This window comes from Streptomyces sp. NPDC001714, assembly GCF_042892755.1.
GTDB lineage: Bacteria > Actinomycetota > Actinomycetes > Streptomycetales > Streptomycetaceae > Streptomyces.
Genome location: NZ_JBIAUL010000003.1, coordinates 325654 through 339425, shown reverse-complemented (window position 1 = coordinate 339425; position 13772 = coordinate 325654). Strand labels below are relative to the sequence as shown.

Here is a 13772-nt window from a genome sequence, read left to right as displayed (position 1 = left end):
GGTACGTACGCAAGTCGCCCTTGCGCCGTTGCGTCCGAGCCGTCTGTTGCCTGTGGGGGTCAGCAGTCGAGCGGTGCCGCGGGGGGTTCGGCCGGGGTCTCCGACTCGGTGCTGTCCAGGGGGCGGTGGCGGCAGCTGGGGGTCTTGCCGTGGGCCTCGGCCCGGATCCGCTGCTTCATCGTGGGCGGGAGGGACCTTGCCTGGGACCAGAGCCAGTGGGTCTGTGCCGGGATCGTCACCCGGTCCGTGCTGTGGTCGTCGCCGGTGCTGTTGCGCGGGGTCTCGGTCTGCGGTACCGCGGCGGCGGTGGTGGCGGAGACGAATCCGAGCGCCGTGCACAGCGCGAGGAAGGCGGTGACGATGGCGGTCCACAGCTTCATGACCTTGGAGTTCCGGGCCATGGCCCCTCACTTTCGGGTTGGGCGATTTGCGTACTTTCCTCATGATGTGTATGGGGCTCGCGAAGTGGGGGACGTCGGCCTGTGGCGCGTCGATGTTCTGATGAACACCACACGGATGGGTGCATGGCGTGGGAAAAATCCCAAGAAAGGCCCATGAAGGCAGTCGAGAGGGAGCAAAGTAACCGTCCGTGGAGGTGTGATCACCCTCCGATCGGAGCGGTCCGACCTCGTGCAACGCCTTGCGGCGGACCGGAGTTGGGGGTCGGATGCCAGGTCACCGATCGATATCGGTCGGTGTGTATAGTCGGGCGCCAGAGGTCCCCTACGTCAAGGAAGAGACGAGGTCGCGCGGTGAAGAAGCTTCTCCTGGTCGCACTGGCCGCCATCGGCGGGCTCCTTGTGTACCGCCAGATCCAGGCGGATCGCGCCGAGCAGGATCTGTGGACGGAGGCGACTGACTCCGTGCCCACGGGTTCGTGAGTACCGACAACAGACGACACTGAGACCCCGACCGCCCGCGCGGTCGGGGTTTTGCGTTGCCGGGACGGCCGCACGGCGCGATGCGGGTGGCTCGCAGCGTGTTCGGGGCGGCGTGGTCGGTGCGGCGCGTTTCGGTGCGGCGCGTTTCGGGGCGGGGTGTTTCGGGGCGGGGTGTTTCGGACGGTCGTGCGGATCGCCGGGTGGCGCGGAGGCGCGCGGGGCAGTATGGGGCCGGCCGGTCCGGGACTCCGGCGGCAGGCGAACGACGGCTGGGGGGCGCGCGTGACACGGCGGTGGGGTACGGCGGTATGGCGGGACATCTGCGTGACGGCCGCCCTCGCACTGACGGCACTGCTCCCGGCCTCCACCGCCGCTGCCGACGGTGGCAGCGGATACGCCTTCGCCCCCGACGCCCGTACCGTCCCCGGAGCGACGAGCACCACGGACGCCGTACCGCTGGAGCCGGGCACGACCTACCGCAGCACCCTCCCCGACAAGGGCGAGCTGTACTTCCGCCTCGAACTCGCCGCCGACAGCACGGCCTACGTCCCCGTCACCGCCGTTCCGCGCTCCTCCGCCACCGTCTCCGCCAGCGACGGCATCGAGGTCTCGATCGAGGACGCCAACGGCACCGCCTGCGACTACGACAGCGCCCGCTTCGGCGCCGGGCTCAGCCCCCGGCCGGTCACGGCGGTGGGGCGGCGGGACGCGGGCAAGGCGCTGTGCCAGGGCCCCGGCACCTACTACGTGGTCGTCGAGCGGCTCGTGTCCGGCTCGCGGACCACCTCCCCGGGCAGCTGGGACCTGGAGATCACCCCGGTCACCGAACCCGCCCTGGCCGAGGCCGGCCCCACCACCGCCCCCAGCACCTGGAACTCGGCGTCGCCCGAGCCGCTCACCTCAGACCCCCACAGCCGCTCCGCGGGTGCCGGCTTCACCACGGCCCGCACCCTGGACCCGGGCGTCTGGCGGACCGACATCACACCCGGCCAGACCCTCTACTACGCCGTCCCGGTCGACTGGGGCCAGCAGTTGCACGCCACCGTCGACCTCGGCAGCACCGGCGGCGACGCCCACGGCTATGTCAGCGCCGCGCTCAACCTCTCCCTCTACAACCCCGTCCGCGGCTACGTCGATGACGTCTCCCTCGGCTACGACGGCACGCAGAAGTCGTCCTCCCTCGACGCCCTGCCGCCCGTGGCGTACGCCAACCGGTACGCCGTCTCCGGCACCGAGAACGCCGTCCGCTTCGCCGGCAGCTACTACCTCGTCGTCCACCTCACCGGGCAGACCGCGGACACCTTCGGGAAGGGGCCGTACGGCGTCACGCTCCGGGTCCGCGTCGACGGCACCCCGAACTCCGGCCCCCGGTACGCCGGTTCGCCGGTCCCGAAGGGCATCTTCGACGGGTCCTGGGACCGGGGAGGACTCTCGACCCCGGCCGGCGACGACGACGCGGCGATGCGGGCGCTCGCGGCCGGCGGCATCGGCACGGGCACGGCCCTGCTGCTCGTCCTCGGCGTGTGGACCCTGGCGGCCCGGCGTGCTCAGAGCCGGGCCAGTGCCCAGAAGCCGACCGCGTAACAGGCCAGCGCGAGGAGAAGGATGGGCACGGCCGCCCTGGCCGGTGGACCGGGCCGAGGCGCCCGCCGCCGACGCCGGCCGTGGGTGCGGACCGACGGCGGCGCGGTCTGCGGGTCCCGCGCGGTGTAGGTGGCGGTCGGCGTGGGGGTGGGGGTGGGCGTCTCGGTGTCCGGCTGGGCCGGCGGGAGCGGTTGCGCGGAGGGCCAGGGACTGTCGGGCTGCGCGACCGGGGCGGCCTGCTGCTGGGCGTACGGCGGATACGGCGGTGTCGGCCCGGGCCGCACGGCAGCGGGGGCCGGGGTGACCGGCGTCCGGGGCGGGGGGAGCCGGAAGCTGCCGGTGTCGGACATGGAGGCGGGGGCCGAGTGGGTTTCGCCGCTGCCGGTGCCTGTCGCCGGGGGAGATCCGACGGCGCTCCCCGTCCCGGCCCCGGGCGCCGCCGCGGCCGCGCCCGCCCCCGGCGCCGTACCCTGTCCCGCCCCGGCTGCCGAGACCGGCCTCGCACCCGAGCCAGCACCCGGCCTCGCACCCGGCCTCGCACCCGAGCCAGCACCCGGCCCTGCCGCCGCGGCCGGTTCCCCGGCCGTCTCCAGGCCCGGCGCGACCCCGGCTGCCCGCGCCTCCGTCGCAGTGGCCGCGTCCGCGTTCGGCGCCACCGCTTCCTGTGCCGTCCCCGTCCCCGGCGCACGAGGCTCTGCCGAAGTCCCCGACACACCGCCGCCCTGCGCCGTGCCGACTCCCGAAGCGGCCCGCACCGGGCCCGTCGGCCCGAACCCCGTGGGCAGCGGGCCCAGTTGGTCGAAGATCTCGATCGACTCGTCGTCGCCGTCCGTCTCCGGGAGGAGTTCTCGGGCCTCGGCGAGGGCCCTGCGGGCTCCCGTGGCCGTGCGGAAACGGGCGCGGGGGTCCGGCTGGAGAAGACTGGCGACGACCTGCCAGAGCGGGTCCGGGATGCCCTTGGGCGCTCCCGGGGTGCCGTGTTCCGCGAAGTACTGGACGAGCGCCTTGGCGTCGGGCTTGGCGCCTTCCAGGAGATACAGGGCGACCAGGCCGACGGCGAACAGGTCGGCCGTGAAGTCGGGCTCGGCGCCCAGGAGTTGCTCGGGGGCGATATAACCCGGCGTACCGACCACGAGGTTGGTCTCGGTCAGCCGGGCCTCGCCGAACCGCATGGCGATACCGAAGTCGGACAGGCGCAGCCGGGGACGGGCGGTGCCGGTCGCTTCCAGCAGGATGTTCGCGGGCTTGATGTCCCGGTGGACCACGCCCTCGGCGTGCACCGCGGCGAGGCCGGCGAGGAGCTGGTCGAGGAGGGTGCAGACGAACAGCGGAGGCAGGGGACCGTAGTCCCCGACGAGGTGGACCAGCGAGCCGCCGGCGACCAGGTCCATCGTGAACAGGACCTTGTCGTCGTCGGCGGCCCAGCTGGCCGGAGCCAGGACATGGGGGTGGTCGATGCGCAGCGCCTGCTCCCGCACGAAGCGCAGGAGCGCGTGGGCGTCGCTCTGCTGGAGCACCTTGGCCGCCACATAGCGCTTTCGCCGGTGGTCCCAGGCGCGCCACACGGCGCCCACTCCGCCATGACCGATCGGGTCGGCCAGTTCGTACCGGCCCGCGAAGACCTCACCCATGACTGCCCGTACCCCTCCCCCTCCGGTTCCCCTGCCACCCCCCTTGCCTGTTACCCCCCTTGCTTCCCCCGGATGAGCGATACGACCCCTCTCGCGTGCCCCGTCTGCCAGGGCCTGGCCCCGCCCGGTTCACCGGACCCCCTCCGGTGCGCCGGGCCGTGGCTCAGCTCTGGTGCGACTGGTAGTGCGTGACCGCGTCCGAAGTGCGGCCGGCACCGTAGACGCGGAGGAACTCCGCCAGCTCCGGGTGGGTCGGAGCGAGGGTGTCGGCCGCGTCGATGATGTCACCGGCGGCGGCCACCGAGCGCAGCAACGACTGGATTTCCCGAACCACCCGCTTGACCGTCGGCGCCCCCGAACCGCTCGTCGTCTGCGTGGTGTTGTTGAGCACCGAGCCCCCCTGGGACTTCTTGATCTCGTCCATGCGCTCGGTCGCCTCGGCCGCACTCACGCTGCCGTCCGCGACCTGAGCCGAGAGGTCCTGGAGCAGCTGCACCCGCTGGACCACGGCCGGGTTGCCGATCTTCGCCCGCTGCCCGCTCATCAGCTGCGACAGCATGGGCGCGGACAGTCCGAGGACTGCCGCGAGACGTGCCTGGTTGAGCCCCAGGTCGTCGATGAGCTTACGGAAGAGCGCCCCCAGCGGCTCTCCGTACCAGTTCCGCTGCAGCTCCCGCGCTCTGGCGGTGGCTTCCTGCTGTGCGGCGTCCATTGCGTCTCCCCATCGCTTCCCCAAAAAAACCACGGTTCGCTACAGCGAACCCCGTCGAGCATCTTACGGAGAGTGGTCATCTGCGGGGACCCCCAATCTTTTTGCGAGGTACGGGGGGTGACCCGGTACTCTGGTCTGCGGCACCGACCCTGCGGACCTTTCGCTTGGCCGGTCGCTTCCCGTACGGGGCCTTAGCTCAGTTGGTAGAGCGCCGTCTTTGCATGGCGGATGTCAGGGGTTCGACTCCCCTAGGCTCCACAACAAACCCCCCTGACCTGCGTAAACGCGGTCAGGGGGGTCATTTTGTTCGCCCTCGCGGTCAGGCGTTTGGTTTCACGTGAAACGGCGCCCGGCCCGCCGGGCTCAGCGGTTCTTGTCGTCCCGGGGACGGGATCCGTGCTCCTCCGCCTCCTTCGCCTGGACCTCGGGGTCGAGGGGAGAACTGCCGTCCACCGAGCTCAGACGGCCCGCATCCGGGACCTCCGTGGCGGCGGGGGGCTCGACCAGCCAGTCGGGGTTGGCCTGCTTGTCCCACCACTTCCAGGCGGCGAAGGCCGCACCGGCCAGCGCGCCGAAGACGGCGAACGCCTTGAACGCACGGCCGCACGCCGAGCGCCGCTGGTTACGGCGGGCCAGTTTCTCGATGTCCTCGGCCGACACGTTGCCGCGCAGCGCGGCCAGCGCGGCGGCACCCCGCGCGGTCGCCTCCTCACGGACCGGACCGGCCGCCGCCACCGCCTGCTCGATCCTCGGCCGCGAGTACTCGGCGGCCTGCCGGGCAGCCTTACGTGTCAGGTCGGCGGCGTCGTGCGCGGCCTGGTCCACCTTCGGCGGCACATGGGTGCGGGCCTGCTCCAGACGCGGCACGAGACGGGCGTCGTACTGGACGCGGGCCTGCTCGGCGGCCTGCGACACCACGGGCGCGAGCCGTACACGTGCCTCCTGTGCGTAGTACGCGGCACGCTCCTTGGCCGTGTCGGCGTAGGGCGCCACCGCTTCCGCGGCGTGCCGCACGCTGTCCTTCGCCGAACTGGTCGCGGCGCGCACGCTCTCTTTGCGGGTCACGGGTTTCCTCCTCCTCGGTGGCGTACGGTATTTCGACTTTCCACCCTTTTACGGATCATGCCTGCCCACGGGCCGAGCGGCGCGCGAGGACGGGCATACGGGTGCAACCAGAGCTAAGAGGGGCTTGTCGACGACAATGCCACGGATCGACGCCGCGCGCCCCCGCATGACAGGAGGGGTTCCGCAAGTGATTCGTGAGGATCCGGGCCCGGAAGCTCCGGGCGGGCATCGGACCTGCCGTACCGTGCGAGGATCGTGGGCACTGAATCCGAGCACAACGGAAGGCAGACCGTGGCCGAGCACCTCTACGCCACCCTGAAGACCAGCCTCGGCGACATCGAGGTCCGGCTCTTTCCGAACCACGCGCCCAAGACGGTCAGGAACTTCGTCGAACTGGCGCAGGGTGAGCGTGAGTGGACCCACCCTGCCACCGGCGCCGTCTCCACCGACCCGCTCTACGACGGCACCGTCTTCCACCGGGTGATCAGCGGCTTCATGATCCAGGGCGGCGACCCCCTCGGCACCGGCATCGGCGGCCCCGGCTACAAGTTCGAGGACGAGTTCCACCCCGACCTGCGCTTCGACCGCCCCTACCTGCTCGCCATGGCCAACGCCGGCCCCCGCACCAACGGCTCCCAGTTCTTCATCACGGTCAACCCCGCTCCCCACCTGAACCGCAAGCACACCATCTTCGGTGAGGTCGTCGACCCGGCCGGCCAGAAGGTCGTGGACAGCATCGCCGCCGTCCCCGTCAGCGGACCCAACAAGCGGCCGGTGAACGACGTCGTCATCGAGACGGTCGTCGTCACGAAGCGCGCCGGCTGACCGGTTCGAAAGGGAAGCACCCGAAGGGAACCAAACGCCCCGCTCGTCCGTAAGGATGGGCGGGGCGGAACACTGCCCACGACGAGCAAGGGGACCCCATGGAGGACCAGGCGACAGGCAGCGCGCGCGACGCCCACAGCCTGCCCAAGTGCTACCGGCACCCGGACCGGGAGACCGGCGTGCGCTGCACCCGCTGCGAGCGCCCCATCTGCCCCGAGTGCATGGTCAGCGCCTCCGTGGGCTTCCAGTGCCCCGACTGCGTCCGCGGCACCACCGAAGGCCACAGCGGCCCGCCCCCCGCCGCCTCCCGGCCCCGCACCCTCGCCGGCGGCACGATGACCGCCGACCCGCGACTGCTCACCAAGATCCTGATCGGCATCAACATCGCCGTCTTCCTGGTCGAGCTCTCCGTCGGCGACAGCTTCACCAACCGGTTCGACCTGATCGGCCAGGCCTGGTTCCCGCAGTACGGCGATGTCGAGGGCATCGCCCAGGGCCAGTACTACCGGATGCTGACCTCGATGTTCCTGCATGACAGCTCGAGCCCCATGCACATCGTGTTCAACATGCTCAGCCTCTGGTGGATCGGCGGCCCCCTGGAAGCCGCCCTCGGCCGCGCCCGCTACATCACGCTCTACGTCGTCTCCGGCCTGGCCGGCAGCGCCCTCACCTATCTGCTCGCCGCCCAGAACCAGCCCTCGCTCGGCGCCTCCGGCGCGATCTTCGGCCTCTTCGGCGCGACCGCGGTGCTGATCCGCCGGCTCAACTACGACATGCGGCCGATCATCGCCCTGCTGGTGATCAACCTCATCTTCACGTTCAGCGGCGGCATCGCCTGGCAGGCCCACATCGGCGGCCTGGTCGCCGGTGTCATCACCGGCTACGCGATGGTGCACGCCCCCCGCGAGCGGCGGAACCTGATCCAGTACGGCACGTGTGCGCTGGTGCTGGTCGTCGCCGTGGTGATCACGGTCATCCGGACCGCGCAGCTCACCTGAGCCTGCGCCTGCGCCTGATCACGGCGGCGCACCGCACCGATACCGAACCGTTGTCCACAGTCGGTCGCCGATCTTGTGCACAACGTGCGCGCACAACTGTGCCCCCTCTTACTCACCTGTGTTGTCGCAGGTCAGGGAGGGGGCGAGTGGTTTTACGGCGGGTGTTGTGGTAGTCGTACCGCCGTCAACGCCCAACGGGTTATCCACAGATCGTCTTCTTTTCCCCAGGTCCATGCACAGGCCTGTGGATAACTCAGCGGATAACCCTGGGCAGAGCTACTTCCACTGCGTGGAGACGCCGAAGCCGGCCGCGATGAAGCCGAAGCCCACGACGATGTTCCAGTTGTCGAGGCTGTCGATCGGCAGCGAACCGTCGGTCACGTAGAAGACGACGATCCAGGCCAGCCCGATGAGGAACATGGCCAGCATCACCGGCGCGACCCAGGCGCGACTGTTGAGCTTGATGGCGGTCGCCTGCTTCGCCGGGGGCGGCGTGTAGTCGGCCTTCTTGCGGATACGTGACTTCGGCACGAGGGTCTCTCCTGTCGATGCGCTGCGTGGCCGCGCAGGTAACTGGGTCGGGCTCGGGGCAGCGTACAAGGGGACAGTAAGGGCAGACTGAGCGCTCCCCCGGGCGTCCGTTAGCGTAGTGCTTCCGTGGCGCTGAAGGAGATAAGGGTACGTTGAGCAATTCTGCCGACTCCAACGCGACCGGATCAACGGGTTCCGGCCCGGCCGGTCAGGGCGGCTTCCGGCCCGGCCTCCGCTCCCGCTTCCGGCCCGGCTTCCGGCCGGTGCGGATTCTCACCGTGGGCGTCTTCGCCCTCGCGGGTCTGCTCTTCTTCACCAGCTTCAACACGGCCAAGGGCACCGACATCCGCTCGGACGACAACCTGCTCAAGCTCTCCGACCTGATCCAGGAGCGCAGCCGCAAGAACAAGGAGCTGGACGAGTCCAACGCGAGCACGCGCGGCCAGAACGAGAAGCTCGCCGAGCGCGACGACGGCTCCAGCAAGGCCGAGGACGACAAGCTCGCGGGCCTGGAGAAGGACGCGGGCACCCAGAAGCTCACCGGCAAGGCCATCACCGTCACGCTGAACGACGCCCCGCCGAACGCCACCGCCAAGCTTCCCGGCTACCCCGAGCCGCAGCCCGACTACCTGGTCATCCACCAGCAGGACCTGCAGGCCGTGGTGAACGCCCTGTGGCAGGGCGGCGCCCAGGGCATCAAGGTCATGGACCAGCGGCTGATCTCCACCAGCGCCGTGCGCTGCGTCGGCAACACCCTGATCCTCCAGGGCCGGGTCTACTCGCCGCCGTACAAGATCCAGGCGATCGGCGACCCGGCGAAGATGCAGAAGTCGCTCGCGGACTCCGAGGCCATCCAGAACTACATGGTCTACGTGAACGTGTACGGCCTCGGCTGGAAAGTGACCGAGGACGGGACGGTGACTCTGCCGGGCTACTCGGGCACAGTGGATCTGCACTACGCGAAGCCCGTGGAGTAAGCAGCTCGTCACTGTCTGGAGCCGCCGGTGCGCGTGATCGTCAGGACCGTCAGCGAGCTCTGCATCACCGTCGGCACGCTCATCGTGCTCTTCGTCGCGTACGTGCTGTTCTGGACCGGGGTGAAGGCCGACAGCGTGATGCACGACCAGATCGACCAGTTACAGCGGCAGTGGTCGGCGAAGGCCACGGTGCACCCCACGGCGAAGGCGACCGCCGCCCCCGCGAAGCCCGCCGCGTACCACTACGGCAAGCCCTTCGCGATCATGTACATCCCGCGGTTCGGTTTCACGTGGAACAAGCCGGTGCTGGAGGGCACCGGCACCGATGTGCTGGAGAAGGGCCTCGCCCACTACGCCCGGACCGCCCGGCTCGGGCAGGTGGGCAACTTCGCGGTGGCCGGCCACCGGCGCACGTACGGGGACCCGTTCCTCGACTTCCCGAGGCTGCGCGAGGGCGATGCGATCGTGCTGACGGACGGGACGACCTGGTTCACGTATCGGATCGACAAAGGCCCTTACAAAACAGTTCCGACGGACGTTGAAGTGATCGACCCTGTGCCACGTAAGTCGGGGTATACGCGCCCGGGCCGCTATCTCACGCTGACCACGTGCGATCCGGAATGGGGGCACAGCCATCGGCTGATCGTCTGGGCGCACTTGGACTCCACACAGCCCGTGGAGTCAGGCAGACCGAAGGCGCTGCGCCGTTAGTCTGGTGCAGTACGGCGGGGTTCTGGTGCCGTGGTGGAACGGAAGGGACGGCATGTACGGCTGGATCTGGCGGCATCTGCCGGGGAACGCGTGGGTGAGGGCGCTGATCTCACTCGTGCTGGTCCTGGCTGTGGTCTACGTCCTCTTCCAGTACGTGTTCCCCTGGGCCGAACCACTGCTGCCCTTCAACGATGTGACGGTGGACAACCAGTGAGCGCGCGGATTCTCGTCGTCGACAACTACGACAGCTTCGTCTTCAACCTGGTCCAGTACCTGTACCAGCTGGGCGCCGAGTGCGAGGTGCTGCGCAACGACGAGGTGTCGACGGCGCACGCCCAGGACGGTTTCGACGGGGTGCTGCTCTCGCCCGGTCCGGGGACGCCGGAGGAGGCGGGCGTCTGCGTGGACATGGTCCGGCACTGCGCCGCGACCGGGGTCCCGGTCTTCGGCGTCTGCCTCGGTATGCAGTCGATGCAGGTGGCGTACGGCGGTGTGGTGGACCGGGCGCCGGAGCTGCTGCACGGCAAGACCTCGCTGGTCGAGCACGGCGGCAGGGGCGTCTTCGCGGGCCTGCCCTCGCCCTTCACCGCGACCCGCTACCACTCGCTCGCCGCCGAGCCGGCGACGGTCCCGGCCGAGCTGGAGGTGACCGCCCGCACCCACGACGGGATCATCATGGGCCTCAGGCATCGTGAACTCCCTGTGGAGGGCGTGCAGTTCCACCCCGAGTCGGTGCTGACCGAGCACGGGCACCGGATGCTGGCCAACTGGCTGGTGGAGTGCGGTGACCAGGGAGCCGTGGCGAGGTCGGCGGGGCTCGCCCCGGTGGTGGGCAGGGCCACGGCGTGACCGCGCTGCGCCCCGAGCGCGAGACCGGTGCCTCGTACGGGGATCAGCCGTACGAGGGGTCTGGCACGCTCGGGGAGACGGCGTTTCTCCCGCCCCTCCCGCCGATCGACGAGGAGACGGTCGCGCTGCGGATCCCCGATCCGCCGCCCATATCGGCTTCTGCGGGCACAGCAGTCCCTTCGGGCACCGGAACCCCGGGAGGCGGCCGAGCGGCCCGCAGAAAGGCAGCCAAGCGGCGTGGCGGGCGGCACGGCGGCGCACCGGAGACCGCGCTGCCGGAGAACACCGCACCGGGCATCGGCCCGGGCACCGCACCGGGCCGGCCGCTCTCCCGGGTCGAGGCCCGTCGGCAGCAGCGGTTGCGCAAGCCCAGCCCGGCCGTCGTGGCGAGCCGGGCGATAGGCGAGGTGTTCATCACCACCGGTGTGCTGATGCTGCTGTTCGTCACGTACCAGCTGTGGTGGACGAACGTCCGCGCCCACGCGCAGGCGGGCAAGGAGACCAGCAGCCTCCAGCAGGACTGGGCGAGCGGCAAGCGCGCGCCGGGTGTCTTCGCGCCGGGCCAGGGCTTCGCCATCCTGCACATCCCCAAGCTGGACGTGGTGGCGCCGATCGCCGAGGGCGTCAGCAACAAGAAGGTCCTCGACAAGGGGATGGTCGGGCACTACGGCGAGGGCGCGCTGAAGACCGCGATGCCGCAGGACAAGACCGGCAACTTCGGGCTGGCCGCGCACCGCAACACGCACGGCGAGCCGTTCCGGTACATCAACAAGCTGGCGGCCGGTGACGCGGTCGTCGTCGAGACGCAGGACGAGTACTACGTGTACAAGGTGACGTCGATGCTGCCGGTGACGGCGCCGAGCAACGTGAGCGTGCTGGACCCGATCCCGAAGGGTTCGGGTTTCACCAAACCGGGCCGCTACATCACACTCACCACCTGCACACCGGAGTTCACCAGCAAGTACCGGTTGATCGTGTGGGGCAAGATGGTCGAGGAACGCCCGCGCAGCAAGGGCAAGCCAGACGCGCTCGTCGAGTAGGGGCAGAGGAACAGTGGCAGCGACCGCCGACGACACCGAAGAGCAGACCGACGCGCCGGAGGCGGCGCCCGCCGCGGGCCGTCGGCCGACCGGCCGGATCGCCATGGCGGTCAGCGTCTTCGGCGAACTCCTCATCACGGCGGGCCTGGTGCTCGGCCTGTTCGTCGTCTACTCGCTGTGGTGGACGAACGTGATAGCGGACCGCAAGGCCGACCGGGCGGGCGACAAGGTCCGGCAGAGCTGGGCCCAGCCGGACACCGGTCCCGGCGCGCTGAACACGAAGAACGGCATCGGCTTCCTGCACGTGCCGTCGATGAAGAACGGCGAGGTCCTCGTCGAGAAGGGCACGTCGACGGACGTCCTGAACAACGGCGTGGCCGGCTACTACACCGACCCGGCCAAGGCCACGCTCCCCACCACCGGCAAGACCGGCAACTTCACCCTCGCCGCCCACCGCGACGGCCACGGCGCCAAGTTCCACAACATCGACAAGGTGAAGGTCGGCGACCCGGTCGTCTTCGAGACCCGTGACGACTGGTACGTCTACAAGGTCTACGACATCCTCCCCGAGACCTCGAAGTACAACGTCAAGGTCCTCTCCCAGGTCCCCAAGGAATCCGGCAAGTCCAAGCCGGGCCACTACATCACCCTGACGACCTGCACTCCGGTGTACACGAGCCGGTACCGGTACGTGGTGTGGGGGGAGCTGGTGCGGGTGCAGAAGGTGGACAGCGAGCGGACGCCGCCGAAGGAACTGCGCTGACTGAGTTCCTGCAAGGAACTCAGTCGCCTAGCATGGCGAAGGCCCGAAGCCGCAACCATCCTTTGCGACTTCGGGCCTCCGCACGTCGCATCCTGCCTACTCCAGAACCTTCAGCGGTTCTCCGGTGCTCCAGTCCTCCAGGGCTCCCCGGTGTACGGCGGTGATCCCGGCTTCGGCGGCGATGTCCAGGGCCTCTGGTGTGAAGGGGCACGTCGCTACGTAGAGCGCCACGTCCGCGCTGTACAGCACCTTCGCCGCCCCGATGAACTTCTGGACCTCGGGGCTGGTGATGTTGAGGTAGGGCGCGAACCTCTTGCACTGGACGACGAGGCGCCGTCCGTCGGCCGTGAGTCCGATGATGTCGACGCCCCGGTCACCATGACCGCCCTGTACGACGACGTTGGTGCAACCGTCGCGGATCAGCAGTTTGGCGATGTGTCGCTCGAAGGTGCGGCCGTTCATGGCGTCCATGGCGGCCATGACTCCGACGGCGGGGCGGTCGTCCCGGATCCCTTCGAGCCTCTTCAGGCGTGTGTGGTGCTGGTGGAGCCGCCGCTCGATGCGCTGGACTCCTGCCCGCAGGGCGATCAGCTCCTTGCGATGCTCTCCCGATGTTTCGATCAGGGCGTTGAACATCGGGACGACGGTCTTTCCGAGGATGTGCGTGATGCGCTGGTCGATCCGGTCGTCGAGAACCCGGAGGTCTGTTGAGGTGGAGTTTTCCACAGGCTGTGTACGGGCCAGGTTCTCCATGTCGAGGAGGTAGACGCGCACCTGACGTGCGACTTCGCTCTCGCGGAGCAGCATGGCGACGTTGAGGACGGCGCGACGGGACCAGAGGGCCAGGCTGGAGCGGGGTTGTGGGCCGTCATAGGAACTCAAGTGGAGTTCCTTAAATTCTCGCAGTTCAGGACCGCGGAGTACACGCAAGCCGTTGGATTCCAGCTCCTGCCTGTGACGACTGAGAAGGTTGTTGATGACTGTCTCAGCGACCTCGAAGTACGCCGCCACCATCGCTGTAGTCACATGCATTCCGTCCGGCAGCAGCGACAGCGCCTTCACCCTGTCGAGGACGTCGGTGCGGTCCAGCACGCTGTCGCGCAGGCTCTGCGATTCCAGTAGTGCCGATTCGTTGATCACGCTCTGCCCTTTCGATCGTGGTGTGGCCGTACGGCCAGGGCAGAGCTGCGAGTCCCCACCCGATC

Annotated in this window: 16 protein-coding genes and 1 tRNA gene; 11 read left to right on the top strand and 6 right to left on the bottom strand. The window is 69.4% G+C overall.

Annotated elements, in window-relative coordinates; translation table 11 throughout:
* Positions 1-59 precede the first annotated feature (59 nt).
* Positions 60-401, bottom strand: a complete 342-nt coding sequence (locus tag ACFY0P_RS10305) for a DUF6344 domain-containing protein (protein ID WP_388909400.1) — start codon at positions 399-401, stop codon at positions 60-62.
* Positions 402-752: 351 nt separating this feature from the next.
* On the opposite strand from ACFY0P_RS10305, the gene ACFY0P_RS10300 reads away from it, so the two are divergent.
* Both ACFY0P_RS10300 and ACFY0P_RS10295 read left to right on the top strand, forming a co-directional pair.
* Positions 753-881, top strand: coding sequence for a DLW-39 family protein (locus ACFY0P_RS10300; protein WP_003999697.1), 129 nt, complete (start codon positions 753-755; stop codon positions 879-881).
* Positions 882-1163: 282 nt separating this feature from the next.
* Entirely contained in the window at positions 1164-2465 is a 1302-nt protein-coding gene (locus ACFY0P_RS10295) for a hypothetical protein (protein ID WP_388909397.1), read from the top strand.
* Here ACFY0P_RS10295 and ACFY0P_RS10290 read toward each other — a convergent pair.
* Both ACFY0P_RS10290 and ACFY0P_RS10285 read right to left on the bottom strand, forming a co-directional pair.
* Entirely contained in the window at positions 2429-4096 is a 1668-nt protein-coding gene (locus ACFY0P_RS10290; protein WP_388909394.1) for a serine/threonine-protein kinase, read from the bottom strand. The genes ACFY0P_RS10295 and ACFY0P_RS10290 overlap by 37 nt on opposite strands.
* A gap of 163 nt (positions 4097-4259) precedes the next feature.
* Positions 4260-4808, bottom strand: a complete 549-nt coding sequence (locus tag ACFY0P_RS10285) for a helix-turn-helix domain-containing protein (RefSeq protein ID WP_388909391.1) — start codon at positions 4806-4808, stop codon at positions 4260-4262.
* Between the two features lie 185 nt (positions 4809-4993).
* Between ACFY0P_RS10285 and ACFY0P_RS10280 the strand changes: the two genes are divergently transcribed.
* Positions 4994-5066, top strand: a tRNA-Ala gene (locus tag ACFY0P_RS10280).
* Positions 5067-5171: 105 nt separating this feature from the next.
* Here ACFY0P_RS10280 and ACFY0P_RS10275 read toward each other — a convergent pair.
* Positions 5172-5873 (bottom strand): DUF5324 family protein, encoded by a 702-nt coding sequence (locus tag ACFY0P_RS10275; protein ID WP_388909388.1) that lies wholly within the window; start codon positions 5871-5873, stop codon positions 5172-5174.
* A 291-nt stretch (positions 5874-6164) separates the two neighbouring features.
* On the opposite strand from ACFY0P_RS10275, the gene ACFY0P_RS10270 reads away from it, so the two are divergent.
* Positions 6165-6698, top strand: coding sequence for a peptidylprolyl isomerase (locus tag ACFY0P_RS10270; protein ID WP_388910099.1), 534 nt, complete (start codon positions 6165-6167; stop codon positions 6696-6698).
* Positions 6699-6796: 98 nt separating this feature from the next.
* Positions 6797-7696, top strand: a complete 900-nt coding sequence (locus ACFY0P_RS10265; RefSeq protein ID WP_388909385.1) for a rhomboid family intramembrane serine protease — start codon at positions 6797-6799, stop codon at positions 7694-7696.
* Positions 7697-7972: 276 nt separating this feature from the next.
* Here the strand turns inward: ACFY0P_RS10265 and crgA are convergent, their stop codons facing one another.
* On the bottom strand, positions 7973-8227 hold the full coding sequence (gene crgA, locus ACFY0P_RS10260; protein ID WP_046727637.1) for a cell division protein CrgA: 255 nt from the start codon (positions 8225-8227) through the stop codon (positions 7973-7975).
* A gap of 152 nt (positions 8228-8379) precedes the next feature.
* Between crgA and ACFY0P_RS10255 the strand changes: the two genes are divergently transcribed.
* From ACFY0P_RS10255 to ACFY0P_RS10230, 6 genes are read left to right on the top strand one after another with little or no spacing between them, the layout of a single operon-like run.
* The gene (locus tag ACFY0P_RS10255) at positions 8380-9204 is read left to right on the top strand and encodes a DUF881 domain-containing protein (RefSeq protein ID WP_388909381.1); all 825 of its coding nucleotides are present in this window, start codon (positions 8380-8382) and stop codon (positions 9202-9204) included.
* A 27-nt stretch (positions 9205-9231) separates the two neighbouring features.
* The gene (locus ACFY0P_RS10250; protein WP_388909378.1) at positions 9232-9915 is read left to right on the top strand and encodes a class E sortase; all 684 of its coding nucleotides are present in this window, start codon (positions 9232-9234) and stop codon (positions 9913-9915) included.
* A 52-nt stretch (positions 9916-9967) separates the two neighbouring features.
* Positions 9968-10129 (top strand): hypothetical protein, encoded by a 162-nt coding sequence (locus ACFY0P_RS10245; protein WP_171060312.1) that lies wholly within the window; start codon positions 9968-9970, stop codon positions 10127-10129.
* On the top strand, positions 10126-10764 hold the full coding sequence (locus tag ACFY0P_RS10240; protein ID WP_388909374.1) for an aminodeoxychorismate/anthranilate synthase component II: 639 nt from the start codon (positions 10126-10128) through the stop codon (positions 10762-10764). The genes ACFY0P_RS10245 and ACFY0P_RS10240 overlap by 4 nt, the downstream gene beginning before the upstream one ends.
* Positions 10761-11804 carry a class E sortase gene (locus ACFY0P_RS10235; RefSeq protein ID WP_388909371.1) on the top strand — a complete coding sequence of 348 codons (1044 nt, stop codon included), beginning with the start codon at positions 10761-10763 and terminating at the stop codon, positions 11802-11804. The genes ACFY0P_RS10240 and ACFY0P_RS10235 overlap by 4 nt, the downstream gene beginning before the upstream one ends.
* Positions 11805-11817: 13 nt before the next feature.
* Positions 11818-12567, top strand: a complete 750-nt coding sequence (locus ACFY0P_RS10230) for a class E sortase (RefSeq protein WP_388909368.1) — start codon at positions 11818-11820, stop codon at positions 12565-12567.
* 96 nt (positions 12568-12663) lie between these two features.
* Here the strand turns inward: ACFY0P_RS10230 and ACFY0P_RS10225 are convergent, their stop codons facing one another.
* Positions 12664-13707: a restriction endonuclease gene (locus ACFY0P_RS10225; RefSeq protein ID WP_388909365.1), complete on the bottom strand. Its 1044-nt coding sequence runs from the start codon at positions 13705-13707 to the stop codon at positions 12664-12666.
* Positions 13708-13772: the final 65 nt, after the last annotated feature.

What these genes read in the sequence shown, in the direction of transcription:
- ACFY0P_RS10305 (WP_388909400.1), bottom strand. Translation starts at nt 401, where the DNA reads ATGGCCCGGAACTCCAAGGTCATGAAGCTGTGGACCGCCATCGTCACC.
- ACFY0P_RS10290 (WP_388909394.1), bottom strand. Translation starts at nt 4,096, where the DNA reads ATGGGTGAGGTCTTCGCGGGCCGGTACGAACTGGCCGACCCGATCGGT.
- ACFY0P_RS10285 (WP_388909391.1), bottom strand. Translation starts at nt 4,808, where the DNA reads ATGGACGCCGCACAGCAGGAAGCCACCGCCAGAGCGCGGGAGCTGCAG.
- ACFY0P_RS10265 (WP_388909385.1), top strand. Translation starts at nt 6,797, where the DNA reads ATGGAGGACCAGGCGACAGGCAGCGCGCGCGACGCCCACAGCCTGCCC.
- ACFY0P_RS10245 (WP_171060312.1), top strand. Translation starts at nt 9,968, where the DNA reads ATGTACGGCTGGATCTGGCGGCATCTGCCGGGGAACGCGTGGGTGAGG.